This is a genomic window from Nocardia sp. NPDC051463 (assembly GCF_040681975.1).
In the GTDB taxonomy this organism is placed as follows: domain Bacteria; phylum Actinomycetota; class Actinomycetes; order Mycobacteriales; family Mycobacteriaceae; genus Nocardia.
The window spans coordinates 31,466-52,676 of record NZ_JBFBAB010000003.1; the positions used below are offsets into that span (position 1 = coordinate 31,466).

22 protein-coding genes are annotated in these 21,211 nt (G+C 65.7%); 11 read left to right on the plus strand and 11 right to left on the minus strand.

Going from position 1 to position 21,211, the window contains the following annotated elements:
• Positions 1-17 precede the first annotated feature (17 nt).
• Complete coding sequence (locus tag AB0M74_RS07450) at positions 18-767, plus strand: AraC family transcriptional regulator (RefSeq protein WP_364902824.1); 750 nt, start codon at positions 18-20, stop codon at positions 765-767.
• 218 nt (positions 768-985) lie between these two features.
• Here AB0M74_RS07450 and katG read toward each other — a convergent pair whose 3' ends face one another.
• A complete protein-coding gene (gene katG / locus AB0M74_RS07455) occupies positions 986-3,220 on the minus strand; it encodes a catalase/peroxidase HPI (protein ID WP_364902827.1) in 2,235 nt (744 codons plus the stop codon).
• 37 nt (positions 3,221-3,257) lie between these two features.
• Complete coding sequence (locus AB0M74_RS07460) at positions 3,258-3,701, minus strand: Fur family transcriptional regulator (protein ID WP_328412400.1); 444 nt, start codon at positions 3,699-3,701, stop codon at positions 3,258-3,260.
• 218 nt (positions 3,702-3,919) lie between these two features.
• Between AB0M74_RS07460 and AB0M74_RS07465 the strand changes: the two genes are divergently transcribed.
• The gene (locus AB0M74_RS07465) at positions 3,920-4,816 is read left to right on the plus strand and encodes a LysR family transcriptional regulator (RefSeq protein WP_364902831.1); all 897 of its coding nucleotides are present in this window, start codon (positions 3,920-3,922) and stop codon (positions 4,814-4,816) included.
• A gap of 4 nt (positions 4,817-4,820) precedes the next feature.
• Here AB0M74_RS07465 and AB0M74_RS07470 read toward each other — a convergent pair whose 3' ends face one another.
• Entirely contained in the window at positions 4,821-5,435 is a 615-nt protein-coding gene (locus AB0M74_RS07470) for a TetR/AcrR family transcriptional regulator (RefSeq protein WP_364902834.1), read from the minus strand.
• A 78-nt stretch (positions 5,436-5,513) separates the two neighbouring features.
• Here AB0M74_RS07470 and AB0M74_RS07475 point away from each other — a divergent pair, with 78 nt between their 5' ends.
• The 6 genes from AB0M74_RS07475 (at position 5,514) to AB0M74_RS07500 (ending at position 10,334) form a co-directional block, all read left to right on the plus strand.
• Positions 5,514-6,530: a GlxA family transcriptional regulator gene (locus AB0M74_RS07475; RefSeq protein WP_364903648.1), complete on the plus strand. Its 1,017-nt coding sequence runs from the start codon at positions 5,514-5,516 to the stop codon at positions 6,528-6,530.
• Between the two features lie 48 nt (positions 6,531-6,578).
• Positions 6,579-7,355, plus strand: a complete 777-nt coding sequence (locus AB0M74_RS07480; protein ID WP_364902837.1) for an alpha/beta hydrolase — start codon at positions 6,579-6,581, stop codon at positions 7,353-7,355.
• 55 nt (positions 7,356-7,410) lie between these two features.
• Positions 7,411-8,376 carry an alpha/beta hydrolase gene (locus AB0M74_RS07485; RefSeq protein WP_364902840.1) on the plus strand — a complete coding sequence of 322 codons (966 nt, stop codon included), beginning with the start codon at positions 7,411-7,413 and terminating at the stop codon, positions 8,374-8,376.
• 43 nt (positions 8,377-8,419) lie between these two features.
• A complete protein-coding gene (locus AB0M74_RS07490; protein ID WP_364902843.1) occupies positions 8,420-9,145 on the plus strand; it encodes an alpha/beta hydrolase in 726 nt (241 codons plus the stop codon).
• A gap of 275 nt (positions 9,146-9,420) precedes the next feature.
• Positions 9,421-9,945 (plus strand): cysteine dioxygenase family protein, encoded by a 525-nt coding sequence (locus tag AB0M74_RS07495; protein WP_364902846.1) that lies wholly within the window; start codon positions 9,421-9,423, stop codon positions 9,943-9,945.
• Entirely contained in the window at positions 9,942-10,334 is a 393-nt protein-coding gene (locus AB0M74_RS07500; RefSeq protein ID WP_364902849.1) for a rhodanese-like domain-containing protein, read from the plus strand. Before AB0M74_RS07495 ends, AB0M74_RS07500 begins: the two co-directional genes overlap by 4 nt.
• 129 nt (positions 10,335-10,463) lie before the next feature.
• Here the strand turns inward: AB0M74_RS07500 and AB0M74_RS07505 are convergent, their stop codons facing one another.
• The gene (locus AB0M74_RS07505; protein WP_364902853.1) at positions 10,464-11,903 is read right to left on the minus strand and encodes a HAMP domain-containing sensor histidine kinase; all 1,440 of its coding nucleotides are present in this window, start codon (positions 11,901-11,903) and stop codon (positions 10,464-10,466) included.
• On the minus strand, positions 11,896-12,573 hold the full coding sequence (locus AB0M74_RS07510) for a response regulator transcription factor (protein WP_364902855.1): 678 nt from the start codon (positions 12,571-12,573) through the stop codon (positions 11,896-11,898). The genes AB0M74_RS07505 and AB0M74_RS07510 overlap by 8 nt, the downstream gene beginning before the upstream one ends.
• Positions 12,574-12,693: 120 nt before the next feature.
• Here AB0M74_RS07510 and AB0M74_RS07515 point away from each other — a divergent pair, with 120 nt between their 5' ends.
• The 3 genes from AB0M74_RS07515 to AB0M74_RS07525 all read left to right on the plus strand — a co-directional run bounded on the left by AB0M74_RS07515 (position 12,694) and on the right by AB0M74_RS07525 (position 14,708).
• Positions 12,694-13,071 carry a PepSY domain-containing protein gene (locus AB0M74_RS07515; RefSeq protein ID WP_364902858.1) on the plus strand — a complete coding sequence of 126 codons (378 nt, stop codon included), beginning with the start codon at positions 12,694-12,696 and terminating at the stop codon, positions 13,069-13,071.
• An 84-nt stretch (positions 13,072-13,155) separates the two neighbouring features.
• A complete protein-coding gene (locus AB0M74_RS07520; RefSeq protein WP_364902861.1) occupies positions 13,156-13,881 on the plus strand; it encodes a hypothetical protein in 726 nt (241 codons plus the stop codon).
• 509 nt (positions 13,882-14,390) lie between these two features.
• On the plus strand, positions 14,391-14,708 hold the full coding sequence (locus tag AB0M74_RS07525) for a hypothetical protein (protein WP_364902864.1): 318 nt from the start codon (positions 14,391-14,393) through the stop codon (positions 14,706-14,708).
• Between the two features lie 22 nt (positions 14,709-14,730).
• Here the strand turns inward: AB0M74_RS07525 and AB0M74_RS07530 are convergent, their stop codons facing one another.
• The 6 genes from AB0M74_RS07530 to adh all read right to left on the minus strand — a co-directional run bounded on the left by AB0M74_RS07530 (position 14,731) and on the right by adh (position 21,166).
• On the minus strand, positions 14,731-14,991 hold the full coding sequence (locus tag AB0M74_RS07530; RefSeq protein WP_364902867.1) for a hypothetical protein: 261 nt from the start codon (positions 14,989-14,991) through the stop codon (positions 14,731-14,733).
• A gap of 438 nt (positions 14,992-15,429) precedes the next feature.
• Entirely contained in the window at positions 15,430-16,221 is a 792-nt protein-coding gene (gene eutC, locus AB0M74_RS07535; protein ID WP_364902870.1) for an ethanolamine ammonia-lyase subunit EutC, read from the minus strand.
• Positions 16,218-17,630, minus strand: a complete 1,413-nt coding sequence (locus AB0M74_RS07540; protein WP_364902873.1) for an ethanolamine ammonia-lyase subunit EutB — start codon at positions 17,628-17,630, stop codon at positions 16,218-16,220. Before AB0M74_RS07540 ends, eutC begins: the two co-directional genes overlap by 4 nt.
• Entirely contained in the window at positions 17,627-19,060 is a 1,434-nt protein-coding gene (gene eat, locus AB0M74_RS07545) for an ethanolamine permease (RefSeq protein WP_364902876.1), read from the minus strand. The genes AB0M74_RS07540 and eat overlap by 4 nt, the downstream gene beginning before the upstream one ends.
• A 25-nt stretch (positions 19,061-19,085) precedes the next feature.
• The gene (locus AB0M74_RS07550) at positions 19,086-19,643 is read right to left on the minus strand and encodes a DUF779 domain-containing protein (protein WP_364902878.1); all 558 of its coding nucleotides are present in this window, start codon (positions 19,641-19,643) and stop codon (positions 19,086-19,088) included.
• Complete coding sequence (gene adh / locus AB0M74_RS07555) at positions 19,643-21,166, minus strand: aldehyde dehydrogenase (protein WP_364902881.1); 1,524 nt, start codon at positions 21,164-21,166, stop codon at positions 19,643-19,645. The genes AB0M74_RS07550 and adh overlap by 1 nt, the downstream gene beginning before the upstream one ends.
• Between the last annotated feature and the right edge of the window lie 45 nt (positions 21,167-21,211).

Here is a 21,211-nt window from a genome sequence, read left to right on the forward strand (position 1 = left end):
GTTCCCGCGGTGCGATCATGACGCGTATGACTCCGACGATCTGGCTGTGGCCCGGGCACGCCGCGTACCTCGGACCGTCATTTCATCTCGACGCACACACCACTGCCGTGGATTGCTTCACCATGGGGGTGGATGCTCCGTTCACGCTGCGCGCGCCGGAATGCGGAGAACGCCACGTCCACAGTGCGTTGATCCCTGCGCGGACCAGGCATCAGGTCCTCTCCGGTGATGGTCGAATGCTGTTCTTGTACCTCGACCCCGGCGCGGCCCGTGGTCGCAACCTCCGCGCCGCGATGCTCGACCGGTCACCCGGCCTCTGTTTCCACCATCGAGCCGAGTCGTCGATCCGCGGTTATCTGCGTGATTCGCAGAAGCCGGATTCGGTCGTGCTGCTCGAACAAGTTCTCGGCGCACCGGAACCTCCGATCATCGATGCACGTATCCGCGCCGCCATGCTCACGATCAGAGATCAACCGGCCCGCAACCCCACTGCGGCCGAACTCGCCACCGCGGCGGGGCTGTCGACCTCCCGATTTCTCCATCTCTTCTCGGCACACGCGGGCACCAGTTTTCGTCGATACCGCGTGTGGGCACGAATGCTGTACGTCGCCACGGCCGTTGGCAAAGGGATGGATCTCACCCGGGCCGCCACCGAGGCCGGGTTCGCTTCCCCCAGCCACTTCAGCGACACATTCCATGCCATCTTCGGCCTGACCGCGACTGCCGTGATCGCGAGTGGCGTCCACATCGTCACCGAGGACTCGTGAACGAGATCGCCACTGTGCCTGCGCATCCCGTCGGCGAACCCGCCCGAACGGCCAGGGCGACACCGAGCGTTGTCGACCACGGCTACCAGCGGTGCGCGGTCCACGAAACCGCCTCTGCCACTGGATAATAAGCCACGACACCCCGCGAGCGGTGTCTGCTCGCGGGGTGCCGTGCGAGGCATGGACGACCGGCCCGTCGGCCGCTCCTCACGCCGTGATCAGGCGAGGTCGAACCGGTCCAGGTTCATCACCTTGGTCCACGCGGCGATGAAGTCCTCGACGAACTTCTGCTTCGCATCATCGGTCGCGTAGACCTCTGCGAGAGCGCGCAGCTGCGAGTTCGACCCGAAGACCAGGTCGACGCGGCTGCCGGTCCACTTCACCTCGCCGCTGCTGCGATCCTTGCCCTCGTAGGTCCCGTCGTCGGGGGACGTCGGCTCCCACTTCGTGCCCATGTCGAGCAGGTTGACGAAGAAGTCGTTGGTCAACGACTCGGGGGTCGCGGTGAATACGCCCAGCGGCGACTGCTTGTGGTTCGCGCCGAGCACGCGCAGGCCACCGACGAGAACGGTCATCTCCGGACCGCTCAGGGTCAGCAGGTTCGCCTTGTCGATCAGCAGGTACTCGGCCGGGAGCTTGCTGGCCTTGCCGAGGTAGTTGCGGAAGCCGTCCGCATTCGGCTCCAGCGCGGAGAAGGACTCCACATCGGTCTGCTCCTGCGTGGCGTCCGTGCGTCCCGGCGTGAACGGCACGTCGAGGTCGTGGCCGGCGTTCCTGGCGGCCTGCTCGACCGCCGCGGACCCGGCGAGCACGACGAGATCGGCGAACGACACCCGCGTGTTCCCGGTCTGGGCCGCGTTGAAGGACTCCTGGATCCCCTCCAGGGTTCGCACCACCTGTGCGAGCTCGTCGGGGTTGTTGACCTCCCACCCACTCTGTGGCTGCAGGCGGATACGTCCGCCGTTCGCGCCGCCACGCTTGTCACTGCCGCGGAACGACGACGCCGCCGCCCACGCGGTCGAAACAAGCTGCGAGACAGACAGACCCGACGACAGGATCTGGCTCTTCAGAGCGGCGATATCGGCTGCCCCGATGAGGTCGTCGGTCACCGCGGGGACCGGGTCCTGCCACAGCAGCGCCTCCTGCGGGACCAGCGGCCCGAGGTAGCGGACGATCGGTCCCATATCGCGGTGGGTCAGCTTGTACCAAGCCTTGGCGAACTCGTCCGCGAGCTCTTCGGGGTGGTCGAGCCAACGCCGGGTGATCTGCTCGTAGACGGGATCGACCCGCAGCGAGAGGTCCGTGGTCAGCATCACCGGGGTGTGGCTCTTCGACGGGTCGTGGGCGTCGGCCACGGTGCCCGCACCGGCGCCGTCCTTGGGAATGTACTGCCACGCACCAGCGGGACTCTTGGTCTTCTCCCACTCGTAGCCGTAGAGGGTTTCGAGGAAGCTGTTGTCCCACGTGGTCGGGGTGGGCGTCCAAGTGCCCTCCAAGCCACTGGTGATCGCATCCTTGCCCACACCGGTGCCGAAGGAGCTCTTCCAGCCGAGGCCCTGTTCTTCGAGGGGAGCGGCCTCCGGCTCGGGGCCGACGAGGTCGGCGTCGCCCGCGCCGTGCGTCTTGCCGAAGGTGTGGCCGCCGACGATGAGCGCCGCCGTCTCGACATCGTTCATCGCCATGCGACGGAACGTCTCACGGATGTCGGTGGCCGCGAGGAGGGGGTCCGGGTTGCCGTTGGGACCCTCCGGGTTCACGTAGATCAGGCCCATCTGGACTGCGGCGAGGGGGTTCTCGAGGTCCCTGGTGCCGGTGTACCGCTCGTCGGCGAGCCAGGTCTGCTCAGGACCCCAGTAGACATCTTCCTCGGGCTCCCACTGGTCGACGCGGCCGCCGCCGAAGCCGAAGGTGTCGAAGCCCATCGACTCCAGCGCGACATTGCCCGCGTAGACGATCAGGTCGGCCCAGGAGAGCTTCTTGCCGTACTTCTGCTTGACCGGCCACAGCAGGCGGCGCGCCTTGTCGAGGCTGGCGTTGTCGGGCCAGCTGTTGAGCGGCGCGAACCGCTGCATGCCTGCGCCCGCTCCACCGCGACCGTCGTTGATGCGGTAGGTGCCCGCGGCATGCCAGGCCATTCGGATGAACAACGGGCCGTAGTGGCCGTAGTCGGCGGGCCACCAGTCTTGCGAGGTGGTCATCACCTCCTCGATGTCCTGCTTGACCGCGGCCAGATCGAGGGTCGCGAATTCTGCCGCGTAGTCGAAGTCCTCGCCCATGGGATTGGCCACGGCAGGGTTTTTCTGGAGGATTTTCAGGTTGAGCTGGTTGGGCCACCAGTCACGGTTGCTACCGCCGCCCTCGGTCGGGTACTTGAGGCGACCTGACATGACGGGGCAACCACTCTCGGTGGGTTCGGTTTGCGCCTCTCCGATGGGCGGGTGTTCCTGGGGCACGGCAATTCCTTTCGGGAGTGAGTGAATCGGGCTGTGACTACTGGGGCGTTGGTGACGTTTGTTTCGCGGAGCAGTCGGGGCACAGGCCCCAATAGATGACCTCGGCCTCGTCGAGGACGAAACCGTTGTGATCCGAGGCGGTCAGACAGGGCGCCTCGCCGACGGCACAGTCGACGTCGGTGATGACGCCGCACGACCGGCACACGAGGTGATGGTGGTTGTCGCCGACGCGCGTCTCGTAGCGCGCCACCGTGCCCATCGGCTGGATGCGCCGCAGCAGACCTGCCGCGGTCAGCGCCCGTAGCACGTCGTACACGGCCTGATGGGACACCGCACCGAGCGTCTCGCGCACTCGTCCGAGGATCGAGTCCGTGTCGGAGTGCGGATGGTTGTGCACCGCGGTCAGCACCGCAAGCCGCGGCGCCGTCACACGTAGAGCAGCTCCGCGCAGCATGCGCTCGAAATCCGATTTGGTGGACACATTCCGAAGTATTACTCATTCAAGTATTGGGTGGGGGTGATTCGGGGAAATTTTTTCCGGAACGGGGGCGGGCTCATGCAGCGGGCGAGCGGTGATCGCCGTGGTGGACATGGATTGGTCGGCGCGGCGAAGAGGACCTTGGGGGTACCCGCCGCACGATCAGCGAAAACGTCGTAGTCTTCGCTCGTGATGGCGCACGGCTTGTCAGGAGCATCCCGGTGGAACTGCGAGATATAGAGATCTTTCTGACGCTGGCCGAAGAGCTGCATTTCGGGAGAACCGCTTGGCGGCTGCACATCTCGCAGGCCCGCGTCAGCCAGTCGATCAAGAGTCAGGAACGTCGGATCGGCGGCCGCCTGGTCGACCGGTCCAACCCCCGCAACGTCCAGCTCACGCTGCTGGGTCGCCAGTTGCTTGCCGAACTGCAGCCGGCCTATCACGGCGTCGTTCAGGCGATCGAGCATGCCCGCCAGGCGGCCAGGGGCATCTCCGGTGTGCTCCGCGTTGCCATGATCGGCTACAACCCCTATGACTACCAGCCGTTCTGGGATATCTTCCGCAGCAGGCACCCGTCCTGGGAGCTACAGATCCGCAGCAGCGAGTTCAGCGATCAGTTCGGACCGCTGCACCGCGACGAAGCCGACATCATCATCGCGTGGTTGCCCGTCGAAGAACCCGGCCTGACCGTCGGGCCGATCATCTCTGTGGAGCCGATGGTGGCGGTGATGCCCGACCATCACGAACTCGCGGGCGAGAAATGGCTGTCGCTGGAGGTTTTCGGCGACCGTGGCGTGCTCGAACCCAGCGCACCGCTGCCCGACTACTGGGAGGACGCCGTCAGTCCCTTCCAGACCCCTTCGGGCAGACCGATCCACCGTGTCGCCCCGATCTCGACGCTCGAAGACATCCTGACCACCGCCAGTACCGGCGGTATCCTCACCAGCGGCATGAGTCATATCGCCCGCTATTACAACCGCCCTGGCATCACCTATCTACCCATCACCGATTCCGTCTTGGTGCGATGGGCGCCGGTCTGGCGCAGCGATAGGGAAACCGAGCAGGTCCGTGCCTTTTCCCGAGTCATCCGGGAGCTGGGACAGCTCGATCAGGGCTGAATAGTCAGTGGACGACGTGATCGGCCCACGCCGACGGCAGCGACCGGCTCGACACATCGGCGATTTCGCGCAACCGTCGCGGTGGAGTTCCTAAGCGGCTCAGTTGGATCAGGCCCTGTGTCACCACCACGATATTGGCGCTGTACGCCGAGAGCGCGGCCTCGTCGATGGTGCCCCGGCCGAGGCGGGCGGCGTTGTGCAGCCGCTCGGCGACGCCCTGCTCCATGGCTGTCGTGGTCCGGGTGCTGATGGTCGCGACCTCCGGGATCCGGGTGCCGAGCTGGGCGATGCTGTTGATCATCAGGCAGCCGCGCCGATCCGGGTGTGAGGCGCAGTCCTCGATGATCGCTTGAAAAAGCGTCTGCACCGCGGCGCGCGCCGAGCCGGGCGCGGACCTGATGACCTCGCGAACGAATCGGGCGCGACGCTCGCAGTAGCGTTCGAACGCCGCGAGGAACAGGTCTCGTTTGTTGCCGTAGGCGGCGTAGATGCTGCCGTTTCCGACGCCGGTCGCCCGCGAGACATCCTCCACCGATGTTCCGTCGAATCCTTGCGTCCAGAACAACTCTGTGGCGGCGTCGAGCAGATTCGATTCATCGAACTGCCGCGGCCTGCCCATGCGCTCACCGTACCAATCGGAGTGCGAGATGGCCCACGTGACTTGTTCTGGAGGCGCCCCTCCATAATAATGGTTGACATGGCCCCTAATTTTGCGGAGCCGCCTCGGCGGCGCATCGGCATTTTGGTCTTCGATGGTGTCAAGATGCTCGACTTCGTCGGCCCGGCAGAGGTTTTCGTGGAGGCCAACCAGGCGGTGTCTGGTTACGAGCTCGTCCTGGTCTCAGCCGATGGCGAAAGCGTGCAGACCTCGATCGGCGCGCGGATCGAAGTGAGTGGCGCGGCCGCCGCCGCCGGTCGTTTCGACACCATCGTGATTCCCGGCAGCGAGCTACCGTCGACGAAGTTCGTGACGCCCGAGGTGATTGCGGCGGCGCGGCACCTTTCCTGCAACACGCGGCGGCTGGCCTCGATCTGCAGTGGCGCTTTCGTCCTGGCCGACCTCGGTCTTTTCGATGGCAGACGTGCGACGACTCACTGGAAATTTGCCGCTGACCTCGCGCGGCGGTATCCCTCGGTGGTGGTGGAACCGGATGCGATCTTCGCGCGTGACGGCAACCTGTACAGCTCGGCCGGTGTCGCGGCGGGTGTCGACCTCGCGCTGGCGCTCGTCGAGGAGGACTACGGCGCCGACATCGCCCGCCGCGTTGCCCAGTTGCTGGTGGTGCACATGCAGCGAGCCGGTGGACAATCGCAATTCTCCGCCTCGCTGAGTGGACCGGTGCCGCGCAGCCCCGTTGTCCGCAAGGCCGTCGATCTGATCTGCGCAGACCCCGCCTTCCCCCATACGGTCCAGACTTTGGCCGACCATGTCCGGGTCAGCGTCCGGCACCTGACGCGGCTGTTCCGCGCTGAACTCGAACGATCGCCCGCCGAGTACGTCGCTTTCATCCGATTCGGCGTCGCGAGGGATATGTTGCACGCCGGGCATACCGTCACCGAGGCCGCGATGGCCGCAGGCTACGGCAATAGTGAAGCGTTGCGCCGCGCGTTCGTGGCCAGGCTCGGGATCTCGCCGCGCAAGTACCAGCAGCGTTTCCGTTCTACCGGCTCGGGCGCCGTTTTCGAATCGCCGGTCGTGGCAGCCGTGTCCTGATCCGAGGTTTTTGCGGCCCGTAGAGAGGGGCGAGGCGCGGAAGGCTGCGTGAAAACTAGTGCGGCCGACGCCATCCATATCGATCCGAGCGATCGAGAAAGGAACGCCATGTCCTTCGCGGCAACCATTGTTCTCGTGCACGGCGCTTTCGCCGATGCCTCCAGCTGGCATCCGGTCACCGCACGGCTGCTGGCCAAGGGGTACCGGGTAGTCGCACCGCCGGTGTCCAACCGCAGCCTGTCGGCGGACGCCGCCTACATCAGGTCCTTCGTCGAGCAGATCGATGGTCCGGTGCTCCTGGCAGGGCACTCCTACGGCGGCGCGGTGATCACCGTCGCCGGGGTGGCCGACAACGTCGTCGGTCTCGTCTTCGTATCGGGTTATGCCCTGGAAGAGGGCGAAAGTTTGGGGCAGCTGCAAGGCGGTTTCCCGGACTCGGAGCTGGCCGCGAACCTCGTCTACGCGTCCTATCCGACCGCCGACGGCGAGCCGGGAACCGACGTATCGGTCGATATCGAAGCCTTCCGCGACGTATTCGCTGCGGGCCTCGACACCGCGCGGGCGAAGGTGCTCGCAGTCTCCCAGCGGCCGTTGTCGGCAATCGCCTTCGATGAACCCGCGTCGGTGGCAGCATGGAAGACCAAGCCGAGCTGGGGAATCGTGTCGAGCGCAGACCGCACCATCAACCCAGACGTCGAACGGTTCGGATACCAGCGAGCCGGGCTGCGATCGGTCGTCGAGATCGACGCACCGCACCTTGTCATGCAAACCCACCCCGACGAGGTGGTTGCCGTCCTCGCCGACGCGCTCGCCGAACTCGCGTGATCTTTCGAAAACGGCAGTACCACACCACATTAATTTCCTACCGGAAGGAACGACGATGACGGGAAACCCCTTGGGAATCGCGCTCGAGCAGGCAGCGCAAGAGTTCGTCGACGCGACATCTCAGCCTCCGTTCCTCTACCAGTTGCCGCCGGAAGAAGGCCGCAAGGCTGTGGATTCGGTGCAGGACTCGGCGATCGACAAGCCGGAGATCGACGAGGAGTGGATCACCATCGAGGGCGGCCCGACCGGCTCGGTGCGGGCCAGGATTGTCAAGCCGCAGGGTGTCACCGAGGCCCTGCCCGTGCTGATCTACACCCATGGCGCCGGTTGGGTGTTCGGTGACGCGCACACCCACGACCGCTTGGTCCGGGATCTGGCCGTCGGCGCAGACGCGGCGGTGGTGTTCCCCGAATACGACCGCTCGCCGGAGGTGCGATACCCGGTGGCCAACGAGCAGTCCTACCGGGTCGCCCAGTGGGTCACCGCCCAGGGTGCCGAGAAGGCGCTCGACCCGTCCCGGATCGCGATCGCGGGTGATTCGGTCGGCGGCAATATGGCCATCGCGCTGACGCTGATGGCCAAGGAGCGTGGCGACGTCTCGTTCGCACAGCAGGTGCTGTTCTATCCCGTCACCGATGCCGCCTTCGACACCGGCTCCTACCAGCAGTTCGCGGAAGGGTACTTCCTCACCCGTGAGGGCATGCGGTGGTTCTGGGATCAGTACACCACCAGCGAGGCCGACCGGGCGCAGATCACCGCGTCGCCATTGCGCGCGACTACCGAGCAACTGTCGGGCCTGCCACCCGCACTGGTCATCACCGCCGAGGCGGACGTGCTGCGTGACGAGGGCGAAGCATTCGCGGGCAAGCTGCGGGCCGCGGGTGTCCCGGTGGTCCAGGCCCGCTACGGGGGCATCATCCACGATTTCGTCATGGTCAACTCGATGCACGACACCTCCGCAGCCAAAGCCGCTGTCGCCCAAGCTGTTGCGGTGCTGCGGGCCGCCTTGCATCCAGCGTGAGCCGCGCGATGACCCACAACGACCGACTCGAAGGAAGACATTCGTGACTACCGAACCCGCGTCCGCGACCCCGACCATCGTGCTCGTGCACGGCGCATTCGCCGACTCCTCCAGTTGGAACGGCGTCGTCGGAAAGCCACGCGCACAGGGGTATTCCGTCATTGCTGCGGCAAACCCATTGCGCGGCCTCGACAGCGACGCTGCCTATATCGGCTCGGTCCTCGACGGCATCGAAGGGCCGTGTGTCCTGGTCGGCCACTCCTACGGCGGCAGCGTCATCACCGTTGCCGCCGCCGGGAAAGCGAGTGTGACAGCGCTCGTCTATATAGCCGCTTTCATCCCCGCCGAGGGCGAGAGCGCGCTGCAATTGACCGACAAATTCCCCGGCTCCACGCTGGCGCCGACCACCCGTCCGGCCCGGTACCCGCTGTCGGATGCGAGCCAGGGCACCGAACTCTATATCCGGCAGGAGGAATACCCCGCACAGTTCGCCGCCGATGTCCCCGTCGCTACCGCCGAGTTGATGGCCGCGACCCAGCGGCCCGTTGCTCTGGCGGCGCTACAGGAACCGGCGACCGCGGCCGCGTGGCGAACCATGTCCACCTTCGCCCTGCTCGCCACCGAGGACAAGAACATCCCTCTGCAGGCGCAACGGTTTATGGCCGAGCGGGCTACCGCTCACACCGTCGAGGTTTCTGCCTCGCATGCGGTCAGTGTCTCCCACCCGGGTGAGGTCAGTGATCTGATCGCGCTGGCGGCGACCAAGTAGACATGTATCCCGTGGGTGCGAACCCCTTCCGGCTCGGGTCGGAAGGGGTTCTCGCCAGGCGCGTCGCTGAATTGTCAAGATGGGGAATGGATCTCGCCGACGAGCTCGCACCGTTGCCGGTGCTGGGAGGTCGCCGAAGGGGTGTGTAAGGTGTCCGACGTGCCAAGGCTGCTTCTCACGCGAAATCGGGTCGTCGACCTGCTTCGCGTCGTGGCCTGTGCGTGTTGCCGGTGACGCTGCATACTTCCACCGCACCACAATGCCAGGAGCGCCCTGTGACGACGTCCCTTCCGGTGAACCTCAAGCACACCAAGGACATCCATCCCGATATTGATTTTCCACTGCTCAACGACCTTGTTCGCGCGGAACGACCACTGTGGACACCGGACGAACTGCGCGAGCTGACCAGCGCGGTGACTCGCGAGCTGGCCGAACCGCTGCTCGGCATCGTGCGATTCGACTCTCGTCAGCGCTGGTGGACGCGGCTCGCGCTGACCATGGGCGTCGAACTGTGGCTGCTGTCCTGGACCTCGGGACAGGGCACCGAACCACACGACCACGGCGGCGCATCCGGTTCGTTCACGATATTGCGCGGCGAACTGCACGAGGAATTCGCGTTCCCGAACGACCGGGTGCGGACCGCCGAGCGGCGGGCGGGTGCCACTGTCGCGTTCGGGCCCAACAGGGCGCACCTGCTCCGCAACGTAGCGGGGGAGCAGACCGCGACGGTGCATGCGTATTCCCCACCTCTGCGGCCGATGCGCGAGTACCGCGCCCTGACGGATTTCGCGGGCATATGAGCGCCGAGGAAATGCTCGCGCGAGCCCGTGAGCTGCTGGTCCGTGTCGATCCGGAACAAGCCGAGGCGTTGCGGACGGCCGGAGCCTTGGTGGTGGACATCAGGCCGCACGCGAATCGCGCCGCCGAGGGCGAGATCCCCGGCTCGGTGGTGGTCGAGCGGATCGTGCTCGAATGGCGTTTGGACCCACAGGGTGATCACCGCCTGCCCGGCCTCACCGAGGATTCCGCAGTGGTGATCCTGTGCAACGAGGGTTACGCCTCGAGTCTGGCCGCCCGCGATGCCCGCGAGTTGGGGTTGCGAAACGCTACGGACCTCATCGGTGGTTTCCGTGCGTGGAAAGCGGCCGGTTTGCCGGTGATTGCTGGAGGAACACCGGCTGTGCCATAGCGTCGAGCCGGCCTCGCTCCCACTGGGCTGCTCGGTAATCTGTTGCCGCGTGACGGGTTTCGCCAGAAACGACCTCCACTCGGGTGTGGAGGCGGGTACGGTGCGATCTCTCGCGTTCGGTAACTCGCTTCATTGGTCGGCAGCAGGCAGGGTGACCGCGAAGCGGGCGCCGCCTTCGGCGCTCGCACCCACCTGGATCTCGCCGCCGTGACGCTGGACGACGTCACGAACGATGGCGAGACCGAGTCCCGCGCCGCCGTCGTCGCGGCTGCGGGCCTCGTCGAGCCGGACGAACCGCTGGAAGATCCGGTCCCGATCGGACTCCGGCACACCGCCGCCGTCGTCGCTGACCGCCAGAACCACCCTCCCGTCGGTGCGTGTCAGCGTGACGCGCACCGCGGTGGCAGCGTGGCGCTGCGCGTTGTCGACAAGGTTGGCCAACACGCGGCTGAGCTGAATCCGGCTGCCACGCACGGCGACACAGTCGTCGGGTATAGCCACCTCAACAGGGTGGCGGTCGCCGTTGCGGTGGGACAATTCGTCGCGAGCCAGCGCGGAGAGGTCCACTTGGTCCCTGCGGGGTTGTTCGCCTGCGTCGAGGCGGGCCAGCAGCAAGAGATCGGCGGCGAGATGCTCCAGTCGCACGGAATCGGCGATCAGTCCATCCAATTCGAGTAGTTGCGGATGGGCTTGGGCGACCTCGAGTTGGGTGCGCAGGCTCGCAATGGGGCTGCGCAGCTCGTGCGCGGCATCGGCGATGAAGCGGCGTTGGCGTTGCGCGGATTCCTCCAAAGCGGTCAGCGTCGTGTTGGTTGTGGTCGCGAGCCGGGCGATTTCGTCGTGCGAGGCGGGCACCGGCACCCGGCGGGAGAGGTCACCTCCCATGATTTCGGCGAGTTCGCTCCTGATCGCCTCCACCGGGCGCAGAGCCCGTCTGGTGACCAGCCAGGTCACGCCCGCGACGAGGGCGAGCAACGGAACCAGACCGATCGCCATGGCACGGCTCACGCCCGCGACGGCGTTGTCGGCGATCGCGAGCGAGGCGCCGGCGTAGATCGTGATGTGCTGTCCACGAGGCATGTCGGCGTCGAGCGCGGCGACCCGGAAGTCGTGGCTTCCGGTGTCCTCGTGGGCCACCGGCAGTCGCATATCGCGGAATGCGATGGTGCCCGAGCCTCGTACGGATGCTGGCTGCGGCTCGTCGTCCTCGTCGTCCTCCTCGTCGTCTTCGGACTCCGATTCGGCGATAGGGGAGAATTGGGCCATGGGCCCGTGGCCGAGCAGGTCGTCATCGGCTGCCAAGACCCGCCCGTCGGCCGAAACCACCTGCACCGGTTGACTGTCCGCGTCGGGCAGCTTCAGATTCGCGAAGTCGGTCCCGGTGGCGAGCTGGGCGGCGACATGCCGTGCGGTCGACTCCGCCTGCAGACCTGCACTGTCGACCAGGTTGTGCCGCAGCACCGCGAGCACGGCCAGACCGGCGGCCACCAGGGCGATCGCGACGACGGCGGTGGCCATCGCGGTGGTGCGGGCACGGACCGAACTCCACCATCGTGTCCGGTCAGCCACGGTCGGCCACCAAGCGGTAACCGGCGCCACGCACGGTGGTGATCGACCGGCGCCCGAACGGCGCGTCGATCTTTCGCCGTAGCGTGCTGATGTACACCTCGACGATGTTGGGGTCGCCGTCGTAGGCGAAGTCCCAGACATGCTGAAGGATTTCGGATTTCGACACTATCGCCCCGGCGTGCACGGCGAGGTACTCCAGGACCGCGAGCTCCTTCGCGGTCAGTGTCACTTCCTGTGTCCCTCGTCGACAGGTGTGGGTGTTCGGGTCGACTGTCAGGTCGCCGACGCTCAACACCGGTGCGCCGCCGCGGGTTCTGCGGCGCAGCAGGGCGCGAATACGGGCCAGCAGCACCACATACGAGAACGGCTTGCTGAGATAGTCGTCGGCGCCGGTGTCCAGCCCTTCCGCTTCGTCGTATTCGCCGTCCTTCGCGGTGAGCATCAGCACCGGTGTCTCGTCGCCCGCGGCGCGCAGTTCGGCACACACTCGGTAGCCGTTCATGCCGGGCAGCATGATGTCCAAGAGCACCAGGTCGTAGTCGCCGGTCCTCGCGCGGTGTAGGCCGTCGATTCCGTTATGCACGACATCCACCGCAAAACCTTCTGCCGCAAGCCCCTTGGCCAAGGTCTCAGCCAGGCGCTGCTCGTCTTCCACGATCAGCAAACGCATGCGCACAGCCTGGCAGACCGTTCCTGAAACGGATTTCAGGTGCCTTCAGGCTGCCTTCAGCCACACCCTGCGACAGTGCTCATCAGCTTCGAGACAACCACTCTCACAGGAGGTTTCCTCATGGATCCCATTCTCCGCCGCATATTCGCGGGTCTGCGTTGGCTGCTCGTCGGCGCGGCGGTGTCGGCCCTCTTCGTCGGCGGCGCTGTGGCTTTGAGTACGAGCACCGATAGCCGGTGGCACGACCAGCGCACTGTAGCCTTGTTCCCGCCGGACCACGATTTGGTACTCACCGCGGCCCCGGCGATCGACCGGCAGCAGGCCATCGACAAGGCGCTCGGGGCATTACCGGGCAGCACGCTGATCTCCGCAGAACTCGACGCCGACCAGGGCACCACGGTCTGGGAGGTCGAACTCAGAGCGCCCGACGGCATCGAGTACGAGGTGACCATCGACTCGAACACCGGCGCCGTGCTCGGCAAGGCACACCAGGATTGACAGCAGGGCGTTCGGAGCCGGTGATCCGGCTCCGAACGGCAGGTATTCGCCACCATCCACACGACTGAGTTAGGGTCCAGGAACATGCTTCTGAGCAAAATTTCTACAGTGTCGACGCTGGCCATCGCGGTTGTCGGCATCACGGCGGGAACGGCCGGCGCCGCTCCGCCGACCGCCGATAGCGGCGTAATCAATTACACGACAACGGCTTCCGATGAAGGCGCGGTCATGCAGATCGATTCGGGTTCGATGGCGATCGAAAACGGAACATTCGAAGTACGAGCAGCAGACGGAACCGTTCTCGCAGGCACTCCGCTCGAGTTCCGCGTCGACGATTTCGTTTTTCCCATTGCCGCCGTAATCGAGGACCGGACGGCAACGTTCACACCGAAATTCGACATCGAGCATGCGAATTACGAGCCGGTTGCCCTCCCGTTCGAAGACCAGGCGCTATGGCGAACGCCGTACGAACGGGAAGTCGCGGCCTTCACTCGGCTGAAGGACACCATCGCGACCGGCGCCGCGATCGGCACGACGGTCGGCGGGGTCGGCGGCGGTATCGTCGGCTGCGTACTCGGTGGCATCGCCGGTGCGACCGTGGCCGCTGCCACCATCATCGGCATGTTCGGGCCGTTCATCCCGGCCGCTGCCGTCGGCTGTATCGGTGGCATCATCGCGGTGGGCGCACTCGGCACCCTTGCTGGTCAACTGCTCGTCACGGCCCCGATTGCCATCGGTGCCGTTGTCCAATACTTCACCACGATAAATTCCCCTTTTCAGGCGAATGATCCGACCAGGGAAAACAGGTGATCCAGCGCGCATGACCGGGATTTCGGTGTCACGACCGTGGTCATGACACTGGCGCCAGTGCCGAGACCGCGCGGTAAGGGTCTCGGCGCCGGCAGTGCGTCCCGGTAGGTGAGACTCGCTGTGACACCGCCGCCACCATCGCGTGAAGCTGGGAGTGGCTGAACAAGTTGCCGCCGCTGACGTCTCGCCGGTTCTGCGCTGTCCCTTCGGCTGGGCAGCCGACCACCCTGTCCCGTCGCAAGCGCCGCCGCGGTTCGCGTTCGCCGGGTGTGGCGGACGGCGAAGTCGGCGCTCGACGCCTGCCGTCCACCACAGGTGGGCGGAATTGCCGCCATGAACTATGTCTACCGCGGACAGATTTGTCTTCCTGTCCAGACAGCGATCGAAGGATCAGAGATGACCCAGGCGAATAGGGAGACCGTCGAGCGTCTCATGACGCCGGACATGTCGTCGGTGGGCATCGACCTGTCGAACACGGCGACCATGGAGGAGCACTGGGAGGCAATCCGATGAAGGACTTCGGGCACATCGATGCCACTGCTGTCGGCCGGACCGTTCGTCCGCCCCTTCGCCAGGATTCGCCCGAAGGGGCTGCCCGCCCGCATTCGACCTTCGATCGCCGGGAGAGCACCGTCACGAGGCAACCCGCCGAATGCCGCCTCCGGATCACATCCGGAGCGCTGGCTCTCGCCTTCCGCGCGACCTTGGATCAGGCTCGCAATTTCACTGCGGCACTGGCGAAATGGTCACCCGCACTGCAGGTGACCATCGATAGCGACATCTCCGCCGTGCTGCCGAGTCTGCCCTATTCGCGGCTGTGGGATTGAGTTGGTGCTCCGACTCGGGGCATCACGGCATCGAGTCCGGCCGCAATTGAGCGAGTTCTCGCTCGATACACAGCGCTGCCGTGTAATGGCCGTCGGAACGTAGATCGGCAATCCTTTGCTGAATGGCCGCGATTCCGCATTCCATGGCGACATCGACCAGACTGACTTTGCCCTGTGTTTTCACGCCAGGCCGGTTTCTGGTCGCTGCGCTCTTTGCGCCGATGCGATCTACCGCAATGCCACACGGGCGAACGGGCCTTGTTTGCACCGGTTGTTCGGTCATCTGAGGTACTTCCTGAATGATGAATAAGTGCGGGTGGATTGTCGCCACACGGCCTGTGGGCTGCGTCGGTCGGTGTAATGAGCATTGCTGAGCGGCCGACGTTGCGCATCGGTAGCTCGCGGTATGTCCGCACCCTGTGCTGCGTAGGTAGTCGAGGGAAAGACCTACGAGTGGCTACGGCAAGAGCCTCGAATGGATCATCCTGCTCGTCGGATCGCCGAGCCGCAGGTCACAGGTCGCAATCAGGGTTTTCAACAGCCGACAACATCGCGATGGCCGAACGATGAGGGCCATCGACGGGTCGGTATACGTACGTACCCCCGCCGGAGTGCGCTGACGTCGATTCGCTTGGCGGGCTGTAGGAATGCCACGATCGCCGCACTGCGTGGTGGATCCATCAAACGGTTGGCACACAATTGTCGTCGATTCTTTACCTTGCTATACGGCAGGCCCCGGAATCGTCAGCACCTCGGTGGCAACCAGCTCGTCGGTACGGGAGGTGTCCTTGAGGTCGACGCCGGATCTGCCCAGCTTCCGTGCGCCGGAAATCAAGCTGGACACCACCTTTGCGGCCTGGCGGTAGCCGAGGCCCTCGGGCGGATGAATATTGGAGATGCAGTTGCGGTCGGCATCGGTCCGGCCGGGCTCGGGCAGGTGGGTGAGGTATATGCCGAGGCTGTCTGCGACCGAGAGGCCCGGGCGTTCGCCGATGAGGACGACCAGGGTACGCACGCCCATCGCGGTGGCGATGTGATCGCCGAGGGCGACGCGAGCTTGGGTGGCGATGACCGGAGGTGCGATCGAATAGGTGCCGGCGAGTTCTTCCGCGAGGGCGGCAAGTAGCGGTGCGCCATGGTCCATGAGTGCGCGGGGGGACAGTCCGTCGCCTAGGACGAAGCCGAGGTCGGCGCCGGTGTGGGGGATAGGGGTCAGGTCGGCGGGGAGTCGGCCGAGGTCAGGCCGGCGCAGGTATTCCGGTCGAGAGGTGGCTCGGCTGCGGACCGTCACGGGGGTGCCGAGGCCGACCGCTTCGACCCGAGTTGCCAAGGCGGACACGTCGAGTGGCAGGTGTACCGCGTCGCGGGCCGCGGCATGGGCCGAGCGGAATTCGAGCACACTCGCGGTCGGCAGCGCATCGCCGACTCGGCCCAAACCGATCCTGGACTGGGTGCTCGGGCGCAGCGTGTCCCAGAAGTCCTGCGGCGCTCGGTGTCTGCGCTCGATACTCATAGCGCTCCCGTCAGTTCGCGCAGCGGGGAGGAGGCGATTTCCACCGGAAGTATTCGGCCCGTCGCATCGGCCATGCCGAGTCCTTGCAGCCACGTCTCGAACTCGGGTGCGGCGCGCAGGCCGAGTACCCGCCGCGCGTACAGGGCGTCGTGGAAGCTGAGACTCTGGTAGCCGAGCATCACGTCGTCGGCGCCGGGCACCGCGATGACGAACGCCGCTCCGGCCGCCCCCAGGAGGGTCAGCAGGGTGTCCATATCGTCCTGGTCGGCCTCGGCGTGATTGGTGTAGCAGACGTCGACGCCCATGGGTAGTCCGAGCAATTTGCCGCAGAAGTGGTCTTCGAGACCGGCGCGGATGATCTGTTTGCCGTCGTAGAGATATTCGGGGCCGATGAAGCCGACGACCGTATTCACCAGCAGTGGCTGTAGGTCCCTTGCCACCGCGTATGCGCGAGCCTCCAAGGTCTGCTGGTCGACCGGTTTGCCACCGGTGCCCAGGTGCGCCCCCGCCGACAGCGCCGATCCTTGCCCTGTTTCCAGATACATCACGTTGTCGCCGACAGTGCCGCGATGTAGCGATCGTCCCGCTTCGTTGCCTTCGCGCAGCAGCGAGATGTTCACCCCGAAACCGGCATTCGCGCCTTCGGTCCCCGCGATGGACTGGAACACCAGATCCACCGGAACGCCCTGCTCGATCAGCTCGATCGTGGTGGTCACATGCGAGAGCACACACGACTGGGTCGGAATGGCGAAGCGTTGCCGGATCTCGTCGAGCAGGTGCAGTAGCTCCGCGGTGGCGTGCGGGGAATCGGTCGCCGGATTGATGCCGATCACGGCGTCACCGCAGCCGAGCAGCAGTCCATCGAGGGTGGCGGCGGCGATACCGCGCGGGTCGTCGGTCGGATGGTTGGGCTGCAAGCGGGTGCTCAGTCGTCCGGGCAGCCCGATCGTCGTACGGAAGCCCGCCGTCACCTCGGTGGCGCGGGCGACCGCGATGAGATCCTGATTGCGCATGATCTTGCTGACCGCGGCTACCATTTCCGGTGTCAGCCCGGGGGATACCGCACGCAGCCTGGCAGCGGCATCCTCGCGGGCCGATGTTTCCATCAGCCAGTCCCGCAGGCCGCCGACGGTCAGATGCGAGATCGCTTGGAAGGCGACGCGATCGTGCGAGTCGATGATCAGCCGGGTGACCTCGTCGTCCTCGTAGGGCACCAAGAGTTCGCGCAGGAACCACTCGAGCGGCACTTCGGCCAGCGCCCACTGCGCGGCCGCCCGCTCGGCGTCGGATGCCGCCGCGCAGCCGGCCAATTCGTCGCCGCCACGCCGCGGCGTCGCCTTGGCCATCAAGTCGACTAGGCCGTCGAAGGTGTAGTTGGTGCCGCCGATCTGCTGGTGATAGATCGTCATTCGAGTTCCTCTTCCGCCTTGGCCAGGGCGGCGAATTCCTCGTCGGGCGAGTTGGCGACCAGGCGATGGCGACTGTAGAAGCCGAAGTAGGCCATGAACCCGGCGAAGGCGAGCAAGGTCCAGGTCGCGGCCGTGCGGTCGACGAGGAAGGTGGCGATGACGGCGGCGCAGGCGATCACGAGGGCGAAGGCCGTGGTGAGAATGCCGCCCGGGGTGCGGTAGGGCCGCGGCATGTGCGGCTCGCGGACACGCAGCACGATATGGCTGATCATCATGAGCACGTAGCTCAGCGCCGCGCCGAACACGGCCATGTTCAGCAGCATGGCGCCCTCACCGGTGAGCGAGAGTGCGAAGCCGATGATGCCGGGCACGATCAGGGCGAGCATCGGAGCTTTGCGCGCGTTGGTGACCGACAGGCTCGTCGGCAGGTATCCGGCCCGCGAGAGCGCGAAGGTCTGCCGCGAGTAGGCGTAGACGATCGAGAAGAAGCTTGCCACCAATCCGGCCAGGCCGATGTAGTTGACGAGCTTGGCGGCGCCGGAATCACCGAGGGCTTCGACCAGTGGGTTACCCGAGGTCGAAATCGCCTGGGCGCCGAGCGCTCCGGTCGCAAGGAACAGCACAATCGCGCCGGTCACGATCAGCACCAGCATGCTGATGATGATGCCCTTGGGCACGTTCTTCTCCGGCTCCCGCGCTTCTTCGGCGGCCAGCGGCACGCCCTCGACGGCCAGGAAGAACCAGATCGCGAACGGCACCGCTGCCCAGATCCCGAAGTATCCGAACGGCAGGAACGACGAACTGCCCATTGCGGCGGGATCGGCGGGGATGTCGGTCAGCTTCCCCGCGTCGAACAACCCCCATGCCGACACCGCGAACACAGCCAAACCGACCAACGCGATCGCGGTGATGACGAACATCGCCTTGAGCGCCTCACCGGCACCAGTGAGATGAATGCCGATGAATAACGCGTACACCGCCAGATAGACCCACCAGCCGTCGGTGATGCCGAACAGATTCAGCGATTCGACATACGCGCCGATGAACGTCGCGATGGCGGCGGGCGCGATGGCGTACTCGATGAGAACGGCAGCGCCGGTGGCGAAGCCGCCCCATGGCCCGAGCGCGCGCCGGGCGAAGGTGTAGCCACCACCCGCCGCGGGCAACGCCGAGGACATCTCGGCCATGCCGAGCACCATGGCCAGGTACATGCCCGCGATGACCACGGTGGCGATGAGCAATCCGCCGAAACCGCCCTGCGCCAGGCCGTTGTTCCAGCCGGCGTAATCGCCGGAGATCACATAGCTGACGCCGAGACCGGCGAGGAGTAGCCAGCCCGCGGACCCCGACTTCAGGGTTCGCTTCGCGAGGTAGGCACTGTCCTCGGTGTGGAAGTCCTCGTGGGTGGGCTTATTGGTGGGGATCGCCATCGCGACCTCCTTCTTGCTGGATGAATCACAGGGTGTTCTGGGATGTTCCGCGATCGGGAACGGGGCAGGCATCGGCCGCTTCTGCGACGACCTGCGGTTGGGTTGGTGGTGCGGGACGTTCACCGCGCTCCCAGTCCGCGCCGGTCACGGTGTCGACCGTGGCCAGTGCAAGGAGTTCGGCTTGCTCGAAAACTCGTCCGCGACTGAGGAATCGGAACCCCTCGGGCGATTCCAGGCTGAATCCGGAACCACGTCCCGACACGACGTCGAGGACGAGCTGGGTGTGCTGCCAGGCGGCGAACTGCGGGCCCGAGATCCACACCGGCGCGATATCGTCCGGTTCGGGCGCAGTGTCGGGCAGTTCGTCGACCAGCAACCGCAGGTCGAGCAGTCCGAGCAGCACATCGCGGTCGCCGACCACGAATTCACCTGCCGGATAGCACATCGGCGCAGAGCCGTCACAGCAGCCGCCGGACTGGTGCAGCATCAGCGGCCCGTGCAGACCGCGGAGGCGACGGAGCAAATCCATCGCCGCCGCGGTGGCACGCACCCGCCGGGGGATTGCCGCAGCGGCATCGACCATCAGAAGAAGCCTTGCGCCTTCGACGCGTAGCCGACCAAGAGGTTCTTCGTCTGCTGGTAGTGGTCGAGCATCATGTGGTGGTTCTCGCGGCCGATCCCGGACTGCTTGTAGCCGCCGAACGCCGCATGCGCGGGGTACTGGTGGTAGGTGTTGGTCCACACCCGCCCGGCCTGGATATCGCGGCCTGCCCGGTAGGCCACCGCGCCGTCACGCGACCACACGCCGGCGCCGAGTCCGTAGAGGGTGTCGTTGGCGATCTTGATGGCGTCGTCGTAGTCGGCGAACGACGTGACCGAGACGACGGGGCCGAAGATTTCTTCCTGGAAGATCCGCATCGCGTTGTGTCCCGCGAAGACCGTTGGCTGCACGTAGTAGCCGCCGGACAGGTCGCCGCCGAGGTCGGCGCGCTCACCGCCGGTGAGCAGTGTGGCGCCCTCACCCTTGCCGATCTCGATGTAGGACAGGATCTTTTCGAGCTGGTCGTTGCTGGCCTGCGCGCCGATCATGGTCTCGGTGTCCAGCGGATCGCCCTGCCGCACGGCCTTGGTGCGCACCACGGCCGAGGCCAGGAATTCGTCGTAGATATCGGCCTGGATGAGCGCGCGCGACGGGCAGGTGCAGACCTCGCCCTGATTGAGCGCGAACATGGTGAAGCCTTCCAGGGCCTTGTCCTGGTAGTCGTCATTCGCGGCGAGCACATCGGAGAAGAAGATGTTCGGGCTCTTACCGCCGAGCTCCAGGGTGACCGGAATCAGGTTCTGGGAGGCGTACTGCATGATCAAGCGGCCGGTCGTGGTCTCGCCGGTGAACGCGATCTTCTTGATCCGCGGGCTCGATGCCAGTGGTTTGCCCGCCTCGACACCGAAGCCGTTGACGATATTGACGACGCCGGGCGGCAGCAGATCGCCGATGAGGCTGATCAGGAACAGGATCGAGGCAGGCGTCTGCTCGGCGGGCTTGAGCACGACAGCATTGCCCGCGGCGAGGGCGGGTGCCAGCTTCCAGACCGCCATCAGAATCGGGAAGTTCCACGGAATGATCTGGCCGACCACACCGAGCGGCTCGTGGAAGTGGTAGGCGACCGTGTCGACATTGATCTCCGACAGCGAGCCCTCCTGGGCGCGGATGGCGCCGGCGAAGTAGCGGAAATGATCGATCGCGAGCGGAATATCGGCGGCCAGGGTTTCGCGGATCGGCTTGCCGTTGTCCCAGGTCTCCGCGAGGGCGATCGCCTCGAGGTGCTGCTCCATCCGGTCGGCGATCTTGTTGAGGACGATGGCGCGTTCGGCGACCGAGGACTTGCCCCAAGCCGGCGCGGCGGCGTGAGCGGCATCGAGGGCGAGTTCGATGTCCTCGGCGGTGCCGCGGGCGACCTCGCAGAACGGCTGACCCGTGATCGGGGTCGGATTCTCGAAGTATTGCCCCTTGACAGGCGCTACCCATTCACCGCCGATCCAATTGTCGTAGCGGGCCTGGAACGCCATGGCGGCGTCGGGCGTTCCTGGGCGGGCGAAGACGGTCATCGAATGCTCCTCGGTCTGGTGCCATTTCCTGCGGCAGGTGTGATC

Excerpts from the sequence above, each read along its gene's own strand:
- AB0M74_RS07520 (WP_364902861.1), top strand. The coding sequence starts at position 13,156 with ATGCTTCTGAGCAAAATTTCTACAGTGTCGACGCTGGCCATCGCGGTT.
- AB0M74_RS07550 (WP_364902878.1), bottom strand. The coding sequence starts at position 19,643 with ATGGTCGATGCCGCTGCGGCAATCCCCCGGCGGGTGCGTGCCACCGCG.
- eutC (WP_364902870.1), bottom strand. The coding sequence starts at position 16,221 with ATGAGTATCGAGCGCAGACACCGAGCGCCGCAGGACTTCTGGGACACG.
- AB0M74_RS07515 (WP_364902858.1), top strand. The coding sequence starts at position 12,694 with ATGGATCCCATTCTCCGCCGCATATTCGCGGGTCTGCGTTGGCTGCTC.
- AB0M74_RS07485 (WP_364902840.1), top strand. The coding sequence starts at position 7,411 with ATGACGGGAAACCCCTTGGGAATCGCGCTCGAGCAGGCAGCGCAAGAG.
- AB0M74_RS07475 (WP_364903648.1), top strand. The coding sequence starts at position 5,514 with ATGGCCCCTAATTTTGCGGAGCCGCCTCGGCGGCGCATCGGCATTTTG.
- adh (WP_364902881.1), bottom strand. The coding sequence starts at position 21,166 with ATGACCGTCTTCGCCCGCCCAGGAACGCCCGACGCCGCCATGGCGTTC.
- AB0M74_RS07530 (WP_364902867.1), bottom strand. The coding sequence starts at position 14,991 with ATGACCGAACAACCGGTGCAAACAAGGCCCGTTCGCCCGTGTGGCATT.
- AB0M74_RS07525 (WP_364902864.1), top strand. The coding sequence starts at position 14,391 with ATGAAGGACTTCGGGCACATCGATGCCACTGCTGTCGGCCGGACCGTT.
- AB0M74_RS07470 (WP_364902834.1), bottom strand. The coding sequence starts at position 5,435 with ATGGGCAGGCCGCGGCAGTTCGATGAATCGAATCTGCTCGACGCCGCC.
- AB0M74_RS07450 (WP_364902824.1), top strand. The coding sequence starts at position 18 with ATGACGCGTATGACTCCGACGATCTGGCTGTGGCCCGGGCACGCCGCG.
- AB0M74_RS07500 (WP_364902849.1), top strand. The coding sequence starts at position 9,942 with ATGAGCGCCGAGGAAATGCTCGCGCGAGCCCGTGAGCTGCTGGTCCGT.
- AB0M74_RS07540 (WP_364902873.1), bottom strand. The coding sequence starts at position 17,630 with ATGACGATCTATCACCAGCAGATCGGCGGCACCAACTACACCTTCGAC.
- eat (WP_364902876.1), bottom strand. The coding sequence starts at position 19,060 with ATGGCGATCCCCACCAATAAGCCCACCCACGAGGACTTCCACACCGAG.
- AB0M74_RS07510 (WP_364902855.1), bottom strand. The coding sequence starts at position 12,573 with ATGCGTTTGCTGATCGTGGAAGACGAGCAGCGCCTGGCTGAGACCTTG.